At 67.8% G+C, this 16,365-nt stretch carries 11 protein-coding genes; 7 read left to right on the top strand and 4 right to left on the bottom strand.

Annotation, left to right across the window (positions count from 1 at the left end; all coding sequences use genetic code 11):
• The 3 genes from mycP to eccA form a co-directional block, all read left to right on the top strand.
• Positions 1 to 1,033 (top strand): type VII secretion-associated serine protease mycosin (gene mycP / locus A5781_RS24680; protein ID WP_067213464.1); only part of this gene is annotated, 1,033 nt, incomplete at its 5' end.
• A complete protein-coding gene (gene eccE / locus A5781_RS24675) occupies positions 1,030 to 2,589 on the top strand; it encodes a type VII secretion protein EccE (protein WP_067213443.1) in 1,560 nt (519 codons plus the stop codon). The genes mycP and eccE, both read left to right, overlap by 4 nt.
• A 27-nt stretch (positions 2,590 to 2,616) precedes the next feature.
• Positions 2,617 to 4,455 (top strand): type VII secretion AAA-ATPase EccA, encoded by a 1,839-nt coding sequence (gene eccA, locus A5781_RS24670; RefSeq protein WP_067213440.1) that lies wholly within the window; start codon positions 2,617 to 2,619, stop codon positions 4,453 to 4,455.
• A gap of 27 nt (positions 4,456 to 4,482) precedes the next feature.
• Here eccA and A5781_RS24665 read toward each other — a convergent pair whose 3' ends face one another.
• Entirely contained in the window at positions 4,483 to 4,923 is a 441-nt protein-coding gene (locus A5781_RS24665) for a nitroreductase family deazaflavin-dependent oxidoreductase (RefSeq protein WP_067213437.1), read from the bottom strand.
• A gap of 14 nt (positions 4,924 to 4,937) precedes the next feature.
• Complete coding sequence (locus A5781_RS24660; RefSeq protein WP_067213424.1) at positions 4,938 to 5,780, bottom strand: NAD(P)H-binding protein; 843 nt, start codon at positions 5,778 to 5,780, stop codon at positions 4,938 to 4,940.
• A gap of 113 nt (positions 5,781 to 5,893) precedes the next feature.
• Here A5781_RS24660 and sigI point away from each other — a divergent pair, with 113 nt between their 5' ends.
• A complete protein-coding gene (gene sigI, locus A5781_RS24655) occupies positions 5,894 to 6,772 on the top strand; it encodes an RNA polymerase sigma factor SigI (protein ID WP_067213420.1) in 879 nt (292 codons plus the stop codon).
• Here the strand turns inward: sigI and A5781_RS24650 are convergent.
• Positions 6,769 to 7,968 (bottom strand): MinD/ParA family protein, encoded by a 1,200-nt coding sequence (locus tag A5781_RS24650; RefSeq protein WP_197504041.1) that lies wholly within the window; start codon positions 7,966 to 7,968, stop codon positions 6,769 to 6,771. The two genes, sigI and A5781_RS24650, sit on opposite strands and share 4 nt — an antisense overlap.
• A gap of 635 nt (positions 7,969 to 8,603) precedes the next feature.
• Between A5781_RS24650 and gltB the strand changes: the two genes are divergently transcribed.
• Positions 8,604 to 13,199, top strand: a complete 4,596-nt coding sequence (gltB, locus tag A5781_RS24645) for a glutamate synthase large subunit (protein ID WP_067213459.1) — start codon at positions 8,604 to 8,606, stop codon at positions 13,197 to 13,199.
• Positions 13,192 to 14,658, top strand: coding sequence for a glutamate synthase subunit beta (locus tag A5781_RS24640; protein WP_067213416.1), 1,467 nt, complete (start codon positions 13,192 to 13,194; stop codon positions 14,656 to 14,658). The genes gltB and A5781_RS24640 overlap by 8 nt, the downstream gene beginning before the upstream one ends.
• Before the next feature lie 364 nt (positions 14,659 to 15,022).
• On the opposite strand, the gene A5781_RS24635 is transcribed toward A5781_RS24640, so the two are convergent.
• The gene (locus A5781_RS24635) at positions 15,023 to 15,871 is read right to left on the bottom strand and encodes an LLM class F420-dependent oxidoreductase (RefSeq protein WP_067213413.1); all 849 of its coding nucleotides are present in this window, start codon (positions 15,869 to 15,871) and stop codon (positions 15,023 to 15,025) included.
• A gap of 51 nt (positions 15,872 to 15,922) precedes the next feature.
• Between A5781_RS24635 and A5781_RS24630 the strand changes: the two genes are divergently transcribed.
• The gene (locus tag A5781_RS24630; protein WP_067213409.1) at positions 15,923 to 16,354 is read left to right on the top strand and encodes a hypothetical protein; all 432 of its coding nucleotides are present in this window, start codon (positions 15,923 to 15,925) and stop codon (positions 16,352 to 16,354) included.
• The last annotated feature ends 11 nt before the right edge of the window (positions 16,355 to 16,365 follow it).

The raw sequence follows: 16,365 nt of genomic DNA, 5'->3' as shown, positions 1-16,365 counted from the left end.
AGATGTGTATAAGAGACAGGGCCCGGCGGATCCGCAGACCGAGGACGAACCCGCGGTGCCCCCGCCTCCGCCGGGAGCGCCCGATGGGGTGGTGGGCGTGGCCCCGCACGCGACCATCATCTCAATTCGCCAGTCCTCCAGGGCTTTTGAGCCAGTCAACCCCGGGCCGGGGGACCCCAACTCCGACGAGAAGGTCAAAGCCGGCACGCTCAACACGGTAGCGCGCGCGGTGGTCCACGCGGCCAACATGGGTGCGAAGGTCATCAACATTTCGGTCACCGCCTGCCTGCCGGCGGCGGCCCCCGCCGACCAGCGGGCGTTGGGCGCCGCACTGTGGTACGCCGCCACCGTCAAGGACGCGGTGGTGGTGGCCGCGGCCGGAAACGACGGGGAGGCCGGCTGCAACAACAACCCGATGTACGACCCGCTGGAACCCTCGGATCCGCGGGACTGGCATCAGGTCAAGGTTGTCTCGTCGCCGTCGTGGTTTTCCGACTACGTCCTGTCGGTCGGTGCGGTCGATGCCACCGGCGCCCCGCTCGACAAAAGCATGTCGGGCCCCTGGGTGAGTGTGGCCGCGCCTGGCACCCACATCATGGGTCTCTCACCCCAGGGTGGTGGGCCGGTGAACGCGTACCCGCCGTCGAGGCCCGGCGAGAAGAACATGCCCTTCTGGGGCACCAGCTTCTCGGCCGCCTACGTCAGCGGCGTCGCGGCGCTGGTCCGGGCGAAATTCCCCGACCTGAGCGCCCATCAGGTGATCAACAGGATCGTGCAGTCGGCGCACAATCCACCCGCGGGAGTGGACAACAAGGTCGGGTACGGGTTGGTCGATCCCGTTGCGGCACTGACGTTCAACATCCCGCCGGGTGACCGGATGCCGCCGGGCGCGCAGAGCCGGATCATCAGGCCGGCGCCGCCGCCCCCACCGGCGGACCACCGGGCACGCAATATCGCCATCGGGTTCGTCGGCGCGGTGGCCGCCGGTGTGCTCGTGGCCGCGATCGCCGCGCGGCTCAGGAGGGCGCGGTGAGCTCCACGCTGACCGGGTTCAGCCGGGGTAGCAATCGGCGGGTACTCGGGGTGTGGGTGGTGGTCTTGCTCGCGGCGGCGAGTTGGGCGGTGGCCGGCTACATCGGTGCGGCGATCGCCGTGGCGGTCGGGGTCGCGGCGGTGTTCATCCACTGGTGGGGTCAGCCGGCGTGGTCATGGCTGGTGCTGTGGCGGCGCGGGCGGCGCCCGATCCGCTGGAACGCCCCAATCACCGTGGCCAACAACCGATCCGGCGGCGGGGTCCGCGTGCAAGACGGTGTTGCGGTGGTGGCGGTTCAGCTGCTCGGCCGGGCGCACCAAGCGACCTTGGTGACGGGTTCGGTGACCGTCGAGACCGACAACGTCATCGATGTCGTCGAATTGGTGCCGATGATGCACCAGGCGCTGGGTCTGCAGCTCGACTCGATCAGCGTCGTCTCACTCGGGTCCCGGCACGGCAATATCGGGGACTACCCGCGGGTGTATGACTCGGAGATCGGCACCCCGCCGTATGCGGGCCGGCGGGAAACCTGGTTGATCATGCGGCTGTCCATCATCGACAACACACAAGCGCTCCGCTGGCGCACCACCGTTGGCGCCGCGGCCATTTCGGCGGCGCAGCGCATCGCGGGCCTGCTGCGTTGCCAGGGGCTGCGGGCGAAGGTGGCCACCGCAACCGATCTGGCCGAGCTCGACCGGCGGCTGGGCTGCGACGCCACCGAGGGGGAGACGCAGAGATGGAAGGCCATCCGCGGTGAGGCGGGCTGGATGACGACATACGCGTATCCGGCCGACGCGATCGCCTCGCGCGTGCTGTCGCAGGCGTGGACGCTGCGCGCCGACGAGGTCATCCAGAACGTAACCGTGTATCCGGATGCGACCTGCACCGCGACGATCACCGTGCGCACGCCGACGCCGGCTCCCACCCCGCCGAGTGTGATCTTGCGCCGGCTTAACGGGGAACAGGCCGCGGCCGCCGCGGCCAACATGTGTGGCCCGCGGCCCTACCTGCGGGCACTGCGGCCCAGCCCGCTGCCCGATCAACTGCTCACCGAGATCGGCCCGTCGGGCGTGCTGGTCGGAAAGCTGAGCAACGGAGACCGGCTGCTGATCCCCGTCACCGATGCCGGAGAGCTGTCAAGGGTTTTCGTGGCCGCCGACGATCCCGTCACCAAGCGGATCGTGATCCGCACCGCCGGCGCGGGCGAGCGGGTGTGCGTGCATACCCGCGACTTGACGCGCTGGGCCAGCGTGCGGATGCCGGAGATCGGCGTCGTCAGCACGGCGCGGCCCGCACCGCGCACCACCGTCAGCGTCGTGGAGCACGTCGCGCCGATCTCGCCCACCCCGCGACCCGCGACCGTGATCACGATCGCCCCGTCGGGCACGAGGCTGCCCGAGGGACAGCGGCACAACTTCGAGGTGATCATCGAGCAGGTTGGCCCGGCGATGGTGCGGGTCAGCGCGGCGGGGAAGGATTGGCTGGTCGAGATGGACATGTTCCGCGCCGAGAACCGCTACGTGAGTCTCGACCCGGTCACCATGTCGGTCATGTAGGACGTCGAGGATTCGAAGGCACACGCGATGGGTGATTTGCAAACTGCCCGTAGGCATTTCGACCGGGCCATGGCAGTCATGAGCAGGCAGGGCCGGGCGGCGGCGCTGCCGGAGTTCGTCGCGGCCACCGACGCCGACTCGTCGATGGCCGACGCGTGGCTGGGCCGCATCGCCTGCGGCGACAACGACCTCGCCTCGCTTAAGAGGCTCTACGCCACCAGCGAATGGCTGCACCGCGAAACGACCCGCATCGGACAGACGCTCGCCGCGGAGATCCAGCTGGGGCCCTACATCGGAATCACGGTGACCGACGCATCGCAAGTGGGGCTGGCGTTGTCGTCGGCGCTGACCATCGCCGGCGGATACGCCGAGGCCGACAGGCTGCTCTCCAATCGCGACCTGCTCGATTCGTGGGCCAACTATCAGTGGCACCAGCTGGCCCGGGCGTTCTTGATGTACACGACGCAGCGCTGGCCGGATGTGTTGCTGGCTGCCGCCGAGGAACTTCCCCCGCAGGCGATCATCATGTCGGCCGTGACGGCGTCGATTTGCGCGCTGGCGGCCCACGCCGCGGCGCATCTCGGGCAGGGCCGGGTCGCGCTTGACTGGCTCGACCGCGTCGACGTGATCGGGCAGACCAACGCGTCGGGCCGCTTCGACGCCGACGTGCTGACCGCATCGATCGGGCCGGCCGACATCCCGCTGCTGGTCGCCGATTTGGCGTATGTGCGGGGGATGGTGCACCGCCAGCTGCGTGAAGAGGACAAGGCCCAGGTCTGGCTGTCGAAGGCCACCATCAACGGCGTCCTGACCGAGGCCGCGAAGGCGGCTTTGGCCGACCCGAGCCTGCACCTGGTCGTGACCGACGAGGAAACGATCGCAAGCCGCACCGATCGGTGGGACGTATCGACGGCCAAGAGCCGTGACGAGCTGGACGACGACGCCACCTCGGAGCGGCGCGCCGAGTTGCTCGCCGAGGGCCGGGCACTGCTGGCCAAGCAGGTCGGACTGGCCGCGGTCAAGCAGGCCGTGTCGGCGCTCGAAGATCAGCTCGAAGTGCGGATGATGCGCCTCGAGCATGGCCTGCCGGTGGAGGGACAGACCAACCACATGCTGCTGGTTGGCCCGCCCGGCACCGGCAAGACGACCACCGCGGAAGCGCTCGGCAAGATCTACGCCGGCATGGGCATCGTCCGCAACCCCGAAATCCGGGAGGTCCGCCGGTCGGATTTCTGCGGCCACTACATCGGGGAGTCGGGACCCAAGACCAACGCGCTGATCGAAAAGTCGCTTGGCCAAATCATTTTCATGGACGAGTTCTATACCCTGATCGAGCGGCACCAGGACGGCACACCCGACATGATCGGCATGGAGGCCGTCAACCAGCTCCTGGTGGCGCTGGAAACACACCGCTTCGACTTCTGTTTCATCGGCGCCGGTTACGAGGATCAGGTGGACGAATTCCTCACCGTGAACCCGGGGTTGGCCGGCCGGTTCAACCGCAAGCTGCGGTTCGAATCGTATTCGCCGTCCGAGATCGTCGAGATCGGGCACCGCTACGCGGCGCCGCGCGCCAGCAAGCTCGACGACGCCGCGCGGGAGGCATTCCTGGATGCGGCAACGACCATCCGCAACTACACGACGCCGGGCGGGCGGCATGGCATCGACGCCATGCAGAACGGCCGGTTCGCCCGCAACGTCATCGAACGTGCCGAGGGATTTCGGGACACCCGCGTGGTCGCGCAAAAGCGTGCGGGCCAACCGGTTACGGTCGAGGACCTGCAGATCATCACCGCCCCCGACATCGAGGCCGCGGTGCGCAGCGTGTGCTCGGACAACCGTGACATGGCGGCCATCGTCTGGTAGGCCTCGGCCAGGAATCCGCGATTGCCCTCACGTCGGCTCGAAGCGGAAGACGGCGAGCCGCCCCGCCAACGCTTCGAATCCGTCCGCCGTCCCATCACGCACCATCCCCGATCGTTTCGCGAACGACACACCGACGGGCACCTTGGCGGGGAACGCCCGCAGCACCGGCCGCGATTCCCCGGCGGAGAGTTCGACGATCCGGACCCGCCGTGACCGTCGTCCCCGGCTGAGCGTGCCGGTGCCCGCCGCCCGAGCGTTGGCCGCCCAGTCGGCGCCGGGATAGCCCGCCACGACATAGAGGCCACCCTGAAACTTGAATGGTGTCATCGGGGTGCTGCGAGGCCGGCCCGACTTGCGGCCGGGAACCGTCAGCACCATCGCGGGACCGGTGGGGATCCCGAGGCGTTGGACCGCCATCATCACCCTGTTCATCGGCTTGAGGAAGCGCGGCGGACGCGGTTCGGACATGGGCGGCTCCTTCGCTAACTCGCACGGGCGAAAACGTCGCGATGCCCGGCGACCCATTGGCCGAAGGGGAGCGCCGGCCGGCCGAGGATCTTCTCCACGTCGTGGGTCACCAGCGCGGGTGCATCGATTGTCGCGGCCAGCATGGCGATGTAGGCATCCGCGAAGTCGGCGGTGAAGCCCAACGTGAGGAATCGTTGGCGTACCGCGGCATTCGGTATTTCGCGGTACTGCAGCGGCCGATCCAGCACGGCGCCGATGGCCTCGACCAGCTCCGAGTTGGTGAAAGCCTGCGGACCGGTCAGCGGGATCCGCTGCCCGACAAGCTCATCGGTGAGCAACGCCCGCGCCGCCACCTCCGCAATGTCGGTCTCGACGATCGGTGCCGTCGAAGCCGCGGCATACGGCCCGAAAACCACATCGCCCGCGCGGATCTGCGGCGACCACATGCCGGCGAAGTTGGTCGCGAATACCGTCGGCCGCAGGCTCACCCATGTCAGGCCGGAGTCGACGGCGAGCTGTTCGACCTCCTTGTTGCGGTCCCCGCGGAAGCGGGACGGCTGCCGGGAGAAGTCGTCGTCGGCGTTGATCGCCGAGAGCGCAACCAGCTTGGTCACCCCGGCGCGCACGCACTCGGTCACCACCCTCTCCAGGTCCTCACCCAGCGCCCGGGAATTGAGGAACACCGCCGACGCGCCGGGCAGCGCCGCGGTCGCCGACCCGACCGGTTCGACGCCGGGCGCAAACCCGGCCGTCTCCGGCGCGCGGGTCACCGCGCGCACCGGCGCTCCCGCGGCGGCTAGGGCGGCGACGAGAGGGCGTCCGACGTTGCCGGTCGCCCCGGTTACCACAATGGTCATGGGAAGGCCCCTTTCTCGGAATTTTTCTGCGGTGTTCCAAGGACGGGGCGAAAGGTGGGAAAGTTACACCGGGAAACCTGTAACTTTTTGCTGCAGCGAATCGTCGAAGAGGCATGAACCAGTCACAGTCAGCGGGCGACCAGGTCGCCGAGGCCTGGCGTCGTCACCGCCCGTATCTGGTCAACCTCGCCTACCAAATGCTCGGCGACGTCGGTGACGCGGAAGACGTTGCGCAGGAGGTGTTTCTGCGGCTCTCGCGGGCCGACGTCAGCGGGATCGAGGATCTCCGAGGCTGGCTGACGGTGGTGGCGAGCCGGCTCTGCCTCGACCAGGTCCGCTCGGCACGCGCCCGCTACGAACGACCGGGCGAGGTCCAGGAACGGCCGGCGCCGCACCGCTCCGACCCGGCCGACCGGGTCACCCTCGACGACGAGATCCGCGCCGCGTTGCTGGAAGTGCTGCGAAGGCTCAGTCCCGGGGAACGGGTCGCCTTCGTGCTGCACGACGTGTTCGGCGTTCCGTTCGAATCGATCTCCGAAACCGTGGGCCGCCCGGTGGGTACCTGCCGTCAACTGGCGCGCAGAGCGCGGGCGAAATTCGTTGCAGCACAACCCAAAATCAACGAGGTGGCGACGGCCGAACACCAGCTGGTCACCGAGAAGTTCATCACCGCATGCGCCAACGGCGACGTTGCCGCGTTGGCCGCCGTGCTGGACCCGACGGTGTGGGGCGTGGGCACGATCCTCGCCGACCCGCCCCCGCCGCAGCAGATCAACCACGGGCCGGACGCGGTGGCCACCAACCTGCTGCGCTACCTCTGGCCGGACGTGACGTTGGTCAGCGGCCCCGTCGGGCAACCGGTGCTGTTGGCATTCACCGATCGCCGGCTCTTCGCCGTCATCGTGCTGACGATCCGCGGGTCCCGCGTGGCCAAGATCGAGGCGATCGCCGACCCGGCCGCGCGGATGGGAAAGGCAGCCGAACGGGGCTAGCCGGGCCGGTCGTCGTGCCGCGCCGCGAAATAGCCCGCGATCGTCGCCGTGACCTCGAGGAATTTCCGCCGCGTCGCCGACGCCATCTCGCGGCTCACATCGATGACACCGCCCGGCCGCAGGTGGGGGTCGAAGGGCACCTCGATCACCGGCCGGCCGTGATCGATGAACTCGCGGGCCAGCAACGCCCGGGTGCGCTTGTCGGCGTGGCCATCTGAATCGTTGAGCACGACGATGCTGTTCTGCAGCAGCGTGTCGAAGCCCTGATCGGCCAGCCACTCCATGGTCCTGGCGGCGGCGTTCGCCCCGTCCGCCCACGGCGAGGAGACCACGATCAGCGCGTCCAAATCGCGCAGCACCTCCTGGGTGACCGGCGCGTCCATCGTGGAACCGCAGTCGATGACCGAGATCGCGAAGTGATGGTCGAGGCGTAACGCGGCCTCCCGGTAGATCGCGGGGTCGAGCACCCGGCGCGGCCCGGACGCCGGTTCGCCACCGAGCACGTGCAGGCCGGCGGAGTTGCGCCCTACCCGGGCGACCACATCGCTGAACGACTGCAGGTTCTTGTCGGCGGTGAGTTCCCAGAACGATCCGGACGACCCCGGGTCGATCCGGCTGCTGAGTCTGCCGAAGGCGGTGTCGGCGTCGATCGCCACGACGTGGTCCTGCCTTCGGAGTTCGGCGAACAGTGAGCCGACACTCGCGGCCACCGACGTTTTTCCGACGCCGCCCTTGCCCAGGACGCCGACTTTGTAGTTGCCGAGCAGGCGGGCCCGGATCGCCGCCTCGTATTGGGCGTCCTGCTGTTGCGCGGGTGACGGACCCAGCTTGACGAGGCCGAAAGTGATGAGCCGCAGCATGCGTCGCCAACCGCGGTCGGGTGTTGCGCCGATGGGGGTGGTGGACCGCGCCGGCGTGGCGGTGGTCGGCGGCACCGCAGCGGCGGGTGCGGGGGCCTCCTGTGGAGCCGACATCGCGGGTGGCCGCGGGAAAGCAGGCGGGGCGGCCGCGGGCTGCTGGGGCGGCGCGGGCGGACGCTGCGGAGGCGCCGGTGCGCGTACCGGAGGCGCCGACGGTGGCCGCGGTGCGAGGCGCTGGCCGACCGGCGGCGGAGGCGGCACACTCCTGGGCGGGGGGCCGGGCGTGCCGGGCGGCGGCTGCAGACGGTCCCGCAGGAATTCGTCGCGCTCGTTCATGGGCTCCTCGGGTGCCAGGCAATCGGTTGGCGCTGGTGGGGTGCGTCCTGGGCTAGTGATAAGCGCCACGGCTCACCGTCGGCGCCGGATGCGGACCAGTACCCGTCCAGTATCTCCTGCGTGCCGCCCATCGCTACCGTGCAAACTTAGCAGCGCTCGCTTTGGCCTGCCCGCGGTGGCTTTTGCCGCCCGCTGAGCACGATCATGCGAGCCGATTCGGGGGTGGTGGGCCCGCCCTCAGGCGGCGTCAGCAAACATGTACCGGCGGCGGATTCGGCGCATCGGACTGCCGGGCGCGGCGCGGCTGTGACGAAGACTGCAGCGCCAAAACAGCACGTCCGCCGGGGTGTCGCCCGCCGGCCGCCGGGAAATTTACGGTGCTGCCAGCTGGCGGTTAGACTTGACGAAGTTGGCATGTCAGGCGGGTATTGTCATATCGTTTTACGACTTGTCGAGACCGGTTTCCAGGCCACCGTTCAGCGCTGCACGGACGCATCCCTAACAGGATCATCTCCACCTGGGGGACAGCCTATCGAGACAAGACCGAGGGGTCTTAAGCCCGCAACCTCCGGGTGCGACTCCATCGGAGCAGCTGTTAACGGCAGCTCAACGTTCAGGTGAAGGGTCAGGTGCATATGACGCCCAAGCGCGTCGGGTTATACAACCCCGCGTTCGAGCACGACTCGTGCGGGGTAGCCATGGTCGTCGATATGCACGGCCGTCGTAGCCGCGACATTGTCGACAAGGCCATCACCGCGCTGCTCAACCTCGAACACCGCGGTGCTCAGGGCGCCGAGCCGCGCAGCGGTGACGGTGCCGGCATCCTGATCCAGGTCCCGGATGCCTTCCTGCGCGAGGTCGTGGATTTCGAGCTGCCCGCAGCGGGCAGTTATGCCACCGGTATCGCCTTCCTGCCGCAGTCGTCCAAGGACGCCGCGGCCGCCTGCGACGCGGTGGAGAAGATCGCCGAAGCCGAGGGCCTGACGGTGCTGGGCTGGCGGAACGTGCCCATCGACGACTCGTCACTGGGCGCGCTGTCCCGCGACGCGATGCCCACGTTCCGGCAGGTGTTCATGGCCGGCGCATCGGACATGACGCTGGAGCGCCGCTGCTATCTGGTCCGCAAGCGCGCCGAGCACGAACTCGGCACCAAGGGGCCCGGGCAGGACGGACCCGGTCGCGAAACCGTCTACTTCCCAAGCCTTTCCGGTCAGACGATGGTCTACAAGGGCATGCTGACCACGCCGCAGCTCAAGGCGTTTTACCTTGACCTGCAAGACGATCGGATGACCAGCGCGCTGGGCATCGTGCATTCGCGGTTCTCCACCAACACCTTCCCGTCGTGGCCGCTGGCCCATCCGTTCCGTCGGGTGGCCCACAACGGCGAGATCAACACAGTCACCGGCAACGAGAACTGGATGCGTGCCCGCGAGGCGTTGATCAAGACCGAGATCTTCGGCACGGAAGCCGACGTCGAGAAGCTGTTCCCGATCTGTACCCCGGGCGCCTCGGACACCGCGCGTTTCGACGAGGCGCTCGAACTGCTGCACCTGGGTGGCCGCAGCCTGGCCCACGCGGTGCTGATGATGATTCCCGAGGCGTGGGAACGCAACGAGTCGATGGACCCGGCGCGGCGGGCGTTCTACGAGTTCCACGCCTCGTTGATGGAGCCCTGGGACGGCCCCGCGTCGATCACGTTCACCGACGGCACCATCGTGGGCGCCGTGCTGGACCGAAACGGCTTGCGCCCCTCCCGAATCTGGGTCACCGAAGACGGCTTGGTGGTGATGGCTTCCGAGGCCGGCGTCCTGGACCTGGACCCGGCGAAGGTGGTTCGCCGGATGCGCCTGCAGCCCGGCCGGATGTTCCTGGTGGACACCACCCAGGGGCGCATCGTCTCCGACGAGGAGATCAAGGCCGAACTCGCCGCCGAGCACCCGTACCAGGAATGGCTGGACCGGAACCTGGTTCCCCTGGACAAGCTGCCGCAGGGCGACTACGTGCGGATGCCCCATGAACGACTCGTCAAGCGGCAGTTGACATTCGGCTACACCTATGAAGAGCTCAACCTGTTGGTGTCGCCCATGGTGCGCACGGGTGCCGAGCCGATCGGCTCGATGGGCACCGACACCCCGGTCGCGGTGCTCTCGCAGCGGCCCCGGATGCTCTACGACTACTTCCAGCAGCTGTTCGCGCAGGTGACCAACCCGCCGCTGGACGCCATCCGCGAAGAGGTGGTGACCAGCCTGCAGGGCACCACCGGCGGCGAGCGCGACCTGCTCACACCGACCGAGCACTCCTGTCACCAGATCGCGTTGCAGCAGCCGATTCTGCGCAACCACGAGCTGGCCAAGTTGGTCAACCTCAATCCCGACGACGAGGTCAACGGGCGCCCGCATGGCATGCGGTCCAAGGTGATTCGTTGCCTGTACCCGGTTGCCGAGGGCGGCGCCGGGTTGGCGGCGGCGCTCGATGACGTACGCGCACAGGCATCGGCCGCGATCGAGGACGGTGCGCGGGTCATCATCCTGTCGGACCGCGAGTCCGACGAGCAGATGGCGCCCATCCCGTCGCTGCTCGCCGTTTCCGGAGTCCACCACCACCTGGTGCGCGACCGGACGCGCACCCACGTGGGTTTGGTCGTCGAGACCGGTGACGCCCGCGAGGTGCACCACATGGCGATGCTGATCGGGTGCGGGGCGGCGGCGATCAACCCCTACCTGGCGTTCGAGTCGATCGAGGACATGCTCGACCGCGGCGCGATCGACGGCTTCTCGGATCGGCAAGACCGAGAGAAGGCGCTGAACAACTACGTCAAGGCCGCCGGCAAGGGCGTGCTCAAAGTGATGTCCAAGATGGGCATTTCGACGCTGGCCTCCTACACCGGCGCGCAGCTGTTCCAGGCGGTCGGCATCTCCGAGGACGTGCTCGACGAGTACTTCACGGGGCTGAGCTGCCCGATCGGCGGGATCACCCTGGAGGACATCGCCGCCGACGTCGCCACTCGGCACCGGCTGGCCTACCTGGACCGCCGCGACGAGCGCGCGCACCGCGAACTCGAGGTGGGCGGCGAGTACCAGTGGCGCCGGGAAGGTGAGTACCACCTGTTCAACCCGGAGACCGTGTTCAAGCTGCAGCACTCGACTCGCACCGGCCAGTACAAGATCTTCAAGGACTACACCCGCCTGATCGACGACCAGAGCGAGCGGATGGCCTCACTGCGCGGCCTGCTCAAGTTCCGCGGCGGTGTGCGTCCCCCGGTTCCGCTGGAAGAGGTCGAACCCGCCAGCGAGATCGTCAAGCGCTTCTCGACCGGGGCGATGAGCTACGGCTCGATCTCGGCCGAGGCGCACGAGACGCTCGCCATCGCGATGAACCGTCTCGGCGGGCGCTCCAACAGCGGGGAAGGCGGCGAGGACGTCAAGCGCTTCGACCGCGACCCCAATGGCGATTGGCGCCGCAGCGCCATCAAACAGGTCGCCTCCGCGCGATTCGGCGTCACGTCGCACTACCTGACGAACTGCACCGACATCCAGATCAAGATGGCGCAGGGTGCGAAACCCGGTGAGGGCGGCCAGCTTCCGGGACACAAGGTGTACCCGTGGGTCGCCGAGGTGCGGCATTCCACACCCGGCGTCGGCCTGATCTCCCCGCCGCCGCACCACGACATCTACTCCATCGAGGATCTCGCACAGCTGATCCACGACCTGAAGAACGCCAACCCGTCCGCGCGGGTGCACGTCAAGCTCGTCTCCGAGAACGGGGTGGGCACGGTTGCGGCGGGCGTCTCCAAGGCGCACGCCGACGTCGTGTTGATATCCGGCCACGACGGCGGCACCGGCGCGACCCCGCTGACGTCGATGAAACACGCGGGCGCGCCCTGGGAGCTGGGCCTGGCCGAGACACAACAGACCCTGCTGCTCAACGGGTTGCGTGACCGGATCGTGGTCCAGGTGGACGGTCAGCTCAAGACGGGCCGCGATGTGATGATCGCCGCGCTGCTCGGCGCCGAGGAATTCGGCTTCGCCACCGCGCCGCTGGTGGTGGCCGGCTGCATCATGATGCGGGTGTGCCACCTGGACACCTGCCCGGTCGGCGTCGCCACCCAGAACCCGGTGCTGCGGGAGCGGTTCACCGGTAAGCCCGAGTTCGTCGAGAACTTCTTCATGTTCATCGCCGAAGAGGTCCGGGAGTACATGGCGCAGTTGGGTTTCCGCACCTTCAACGAGGCCGTCGGTCAGGTGGGGGCGCTGGACACCACGCTGGCCCGAGCGCACTGGAAGGCGCACAAGCTCGACCTCGCTCCGGTGCTGCACGAGCCCGAGTCGGCGTTCATGAACCAGGACCTGTACTGCAGTTCCCGGCAGGACCACGGCCTGGACAAGGCGCTCGATCAGCAGCTGATCGTGATGAGCCGGGAGGCACTCGATTCCGGCAAGCCGGTGCGCTTCTCCACCACCATCAGCAACGTCAACCGCACGGTGGGCACCATGCTCGGCCACGAGGTGACGAAAGCGTATGGCGGCCAAGGGCTCCCGGACGGAACCATCGACATCACCTTCGACGGGTCCGCGGGTAACAGCTTCGGCGCCTTCGTGCCCAAGGGGATAACGTTGCGGGTCTACGGCGACGCCAACGACTACGTCGGCAAGGGGCTGTCCGGTGGCCGGATCGTGGTGCGTCCGTCGGACAACGCCCCGCAGGACTACGTGGCCGAGGACAACATTATCGGCGGCAACGTGATCCTGTTCGGCGCGACCAGCGGGGAGGCCTTCCTGCGCGGGGTGGTCGGCGAGCGGTTCGCGGTCCGCAACTCCGGCGCCCATGCCGTCGTCGAGGGCGTGGGTGACCATGGATGCGAATACATGACGGGTGGTCGGGTTGTGATTCTTGGCCGGACCGGCCGCAACTTCGCGGCGGGAATGTCAGGCGGTGTGGCTTACGTGTACGACCCGGACGAGGAACTTCCGGACAACCTCAACATCGAGATGGTCGACGTGGAGACCCTGGACGAAGTCGATGCCGACTTTTTGCACGGCATCATCCAGGCCCACGTGGACGCCACCGATTCCGCGGTGGGCCAGCGGATCCTGGCGGACTGGCGCGGTCAACAACGCCATTTCGTCAAGGTGATGCCGCGCGACTACAAGAAGGTGCTGCAAGCGATCGCCGAAGCCGAGCGCGACGGCGTCGATGTGGACAAGGCGATCATGGCGGCCGCACATGGCTGATCCGAGCGGCTTCCTGAAGTACACGCACCGGGAACTGCCGAAGCGCCGGCCTGTCCCGCTGCGGTTGAAGGACTGGCACGAGGTTTACGAGGACTTCGACGAAGGCACTCTGCGTGAGCAGGCGACCCGTTGCATGGATTGCGGCATCCCGTTCTGCCACAACGGGTGCCCGTTGGGCAACCTGATCCCGGAATGGAACGACCTGGTGCGCAGGGGCAGCTGGCGCGACGCGATCGAGCGGCTGCATGCCACCAACAACTTCCCCGACTTCACCGGGCGACTGTGTCCGGCGCCGTGCGAACCGGCGTGTGTGCTTGGCATCAACCAGGATCCGGTGACCATCAAGCAGATCGAGCTGGAGATCATCGACCGCGCCTTCGAGGAAGGCTTCGTGGTGCCGCTGCCCCCGGACAAGCTGACCGGGAAAAAGGTCGCGGTGGTGGGTTCGGGCCCGGCCGGTTTGGCGGCGGCTCAGCAACTGACCCGCGCCGGCCACACGGTCACCGTTTTCGAGCGGGCGGATCGGATCGGCGGGCTGCTGCGCTACGGCATTCCGGAATTCAAGATGGAGAAGCGTGTCCTCGACCGGCGCCTGGACCAAATGCGGGCCGAGGGAACCGAATTCCGCGCCGGTGTCAACGTCGGGGTCGACATCACCGCCGAACAGCTGCGCGCCGACTTCGACGCGGTGGTCCTGGCCGGCGGGGCCACCGCCGGGCGGGACCTGCCCGTTCCCGGTCGGGACCTGGACGGGATCCACCAGGCGATGGAGTACCTGCCGTGGGGTAACCGGGTACAGGAGGGCGACGACGTCCTAGGGCCCGACGGGGAACCCCCGATCACCGCCAAAGGCAAGAAGGTCGTCATCATCGGCGGCGGTGACACCGGGGCGGACTGCCTGGGTACCGCGCACCGGCAGGGCGCGACCGTCGTGCACCAGTTCGAGATCATGCCGCGGCCACCGGACACGCGCGCCGAGTCGACCCCGTGGCCGACCTACCCGCTGATGTACCGGGTGTCGTCGGCGCACGAAGAGGGTGGCGAGCGGGTGTTCTCGGTGAACACCGAAAAGTTCATCGGCGAAGACGGCCGGGTGACGGCGCTCAAAGCGCACGAGGTCACCATGCAGGACGGCAAGTTCGTCAAGGTGGACGGCTCCGACTTCGAGCTCGAGGTCGACCTGGTGCTGCTGGCCATGGGATTCGTCGGCCCGGAAAAGGAGGGCCTGCTCACCGATCTCGAAGTCAAGCTCACCGACCGCGGCAACGTCGCGCGCGGTGCCGACTTCGACACGTCGGTCCCCGGTGTGTTCGTCGCCGGGGACATGGGTCGCGGCCAGTCGCTGATCGTCTGGGCGATTGCTGAGGGCAGGGCAGCGGCCGCGGGCGTCGATCGGTACCTGATGGGTGCGACCGCGCTGCCGGCGCCGGTCAAGCCGACCGCGGTCCCGCTTCAGTAGTCACAGAAGTCACACCAGAAACAGAAGTACCAACTGTCGGCGAGTCGCCCCCCGTTTGCCAGGCGGTGGTGTCTAATTGCCTGTTGTGGGCTCGGTCACACGGGCATCGGATCGGGGCCCCGGCTGAACGGAACGATCGCAGGAGTGATCACTGTGCACATCAATCCCGTACCTCGATCACGGATGGGGCGAATCGCCTGGTCCTGGTTTCGTCACCCGGTCAAGAGCCGCGAGTTCCCCGCTAAACACGAGCGCCTGGTAACCGCCGACGATTTGCTGATCTTCGGGGTATAACCGCCCGACTGAACGCCTTCGGGTGCCGCGGAGGGGTTTGCTCGGCGCGACATACGGGGGACCGGGCGGATCAATCGAGCAACCCCGAATCGCGGATGGCCTCGGCGAGCGGTTCCAAGACGGCGGGGTCGTGCGGCGGGTTGATGTACACGATGCCCAGGTCGAGTCCTTCGGCCGCCAGCCCGGCGGCCTCTTCGACGACCTTCTGGTAGTTGCGCTCCTCGTCCAGCCGCAGATGGGCGGACAGCGTGATTTCCTTCGGGTCGCGCCCGATCTTCTCGCATTCCGCGGCCAGCACGTCGCGCTTGCGGGCGAACACCTCGGGCGGACCGCCGACGAAGTTCCAGTGCTGCGCGTAGCGCGCGGTGATCGGCAGCGTTCGTTTCTCCCCGCTGCCACCGATGCAGATCGGTGGATGGGGACGCTGCACGCCCTTGGGTTCGTTGCGCGCGCCCTTGAGCTGGTAGTACTTCCCGTCGAAATCGGTGGTCTCCTGGCTGAGCAGGCTGGTCAGCACCTCACACGCCTCCTCGAACCGATCGAAGCGTTCCCGGATGCTGCCCAGCTCGATGCCGTACGCGCCCGACTCCTCCTCGTTCCAGCCGGCGCCGATCCCCAACTCGAGTCGTCCATTCGAGATGATGTCGAGCGCCGCGGCCATGTTGGCCAGCACGGCGGGGTGCCGGTAGTGGATCCCCGTGACCAGGGTGCCCAGCCGCAGCCGCTTGGTCGCCTGCGCCAGCGCGGTCAGCGTCGTCCAACCCTCGAGGCAGGGCCCGCCGGCGTCGGAGAAGATCGGGTAGAAGTGGTCGAAGGTCCACCCGGACTCGAAAACGTCGATATCGTCGGCGGCCTGCCAGACGGCCAGCATGGCTGCCCAGGTGGTGTTTTGGGGGGAGGTCTTGAAGGCGAATCGCATGAAATCGACGTTAGCCGATCTTTATGAAGGGCAACTAAACTCAACCGCGCGATGACCTACTCCCTCGGACTCGACACCAAGGTCACCCTGCTGGCGGCCGGGCTGATCTTCCTGCTCGCGCTGGTCCTCGGGGTGTGGAAATACCGGCAGATCATGGCCGCGGCCGACCATCGCGCCCATCCCTACGTCGACATCGCGCACCGGGCCGCGTTGCTCTACTCTTTCGCGACGCTGCTGCTGGCCGTCTTCGTCGAGCTCAGCGGCTGGCCGACGTGGGTCAACCTGACCGCGGCCGGCGTGGTCGTCATCTTTTTCGTCGGCGCCATCCTCAGCTACATCGCACACGGGGCGCGACGCGACACCGTCAACCAATTTGAGGATCCCGCGCCCGGAACCGGACTCTTCATGGCCTTGCTGATCGCCGGCGAGATCGGGGGCTTCAGCGTGCTGCTCGCCGGTTTCCTCGTCGGGCAGTTCTGGTAATCCAGCCGGGC

This window comes from Mycobacterium sp. 852002-30065_SCH5024008 (assembly GCF_001665645.1).
GTDB classification, from domain to species: domain Bacteria; phylum Actinomycetota; class Actinomycetes; order Mycobacteriales; family Mycobacteriaceae; genus Mycobacterium; species Mycobacterium paraffinicum.
The sequence above is the reverse complement of the archived record's forward strand: the minus strand, read 5'-3'. Positions and strand labels throughout refer to the sequence as shown.

What these genes read in the sequence shown, in the direction of transcription:
- eccA (WP_067213440.1), top strand. Translation starts at nt 2,617, where the DNA reads ATGGGTGATTTGCAAACTGCCCGTAGGCATTTCGACCGGGCCATGGCA.
- A5781_RS24665 (WP_067213437.1), bottom strand. Translation starts at nt 4,923, where the DNA reads ATGTCCGAACCGCGTCCGCCGCGCTTCCTCAAGCCGATGAACAGGGTG.
- A5781_RS24660 (WP_067213424.1), bottom strand. Translation starts at nt 5,780, where the DNA reads ATGACCATTGTGGTAACCGGGGCGACCGGCAACGTCGGACGCCCTCTC.
- sigI (WP_067213420.1), top strand. Translation starts at nt 5,894, where the DNA reads ATGAACCAGTCACAGTCAGCGGGCGACCAGGTCGCCGAGGCCTGGCGT.
- A5781_RS24650 (WP_197504041.1), bottom strand. Translation starts at nt 7,968, where the DNA reads ATGAACGAGCGCGACGAATTCCTGCGGGACCGTCTGCAGCCGCCGCCC.
- gltB (WP_067213459.1), top strand. Translation starts at nt 8,604, where the DNA reads ATGACGCCCAAGCGCGTCGGGTTATACAACCCCGCGTTCGAGCACGAC.
- A5781_RS24640 (WP_067213416.1), top strand. Translation starts at nt 13,192, where the DNA reads ATGGCTGATCCGAGCGGCTTCCTGAAGTACACGCACCGGGAACTGCCG.
- A5781_RS24635 (WP_067213413.1), bottom strand. Translation starts at nt 15,871, where the DNA reads ATGCGATTCGCCTTCAAGACCTCCCCCCAAAACACCACCTGGGCAGCC.
- A5781_RS24630 (WP_067213409.1), top strand. Translation starts at nt 15,923, where the DNA reads ATGACCTACTCCCTCGGACTCGACACCAAGGTCACCCTGCTGGCGGCC.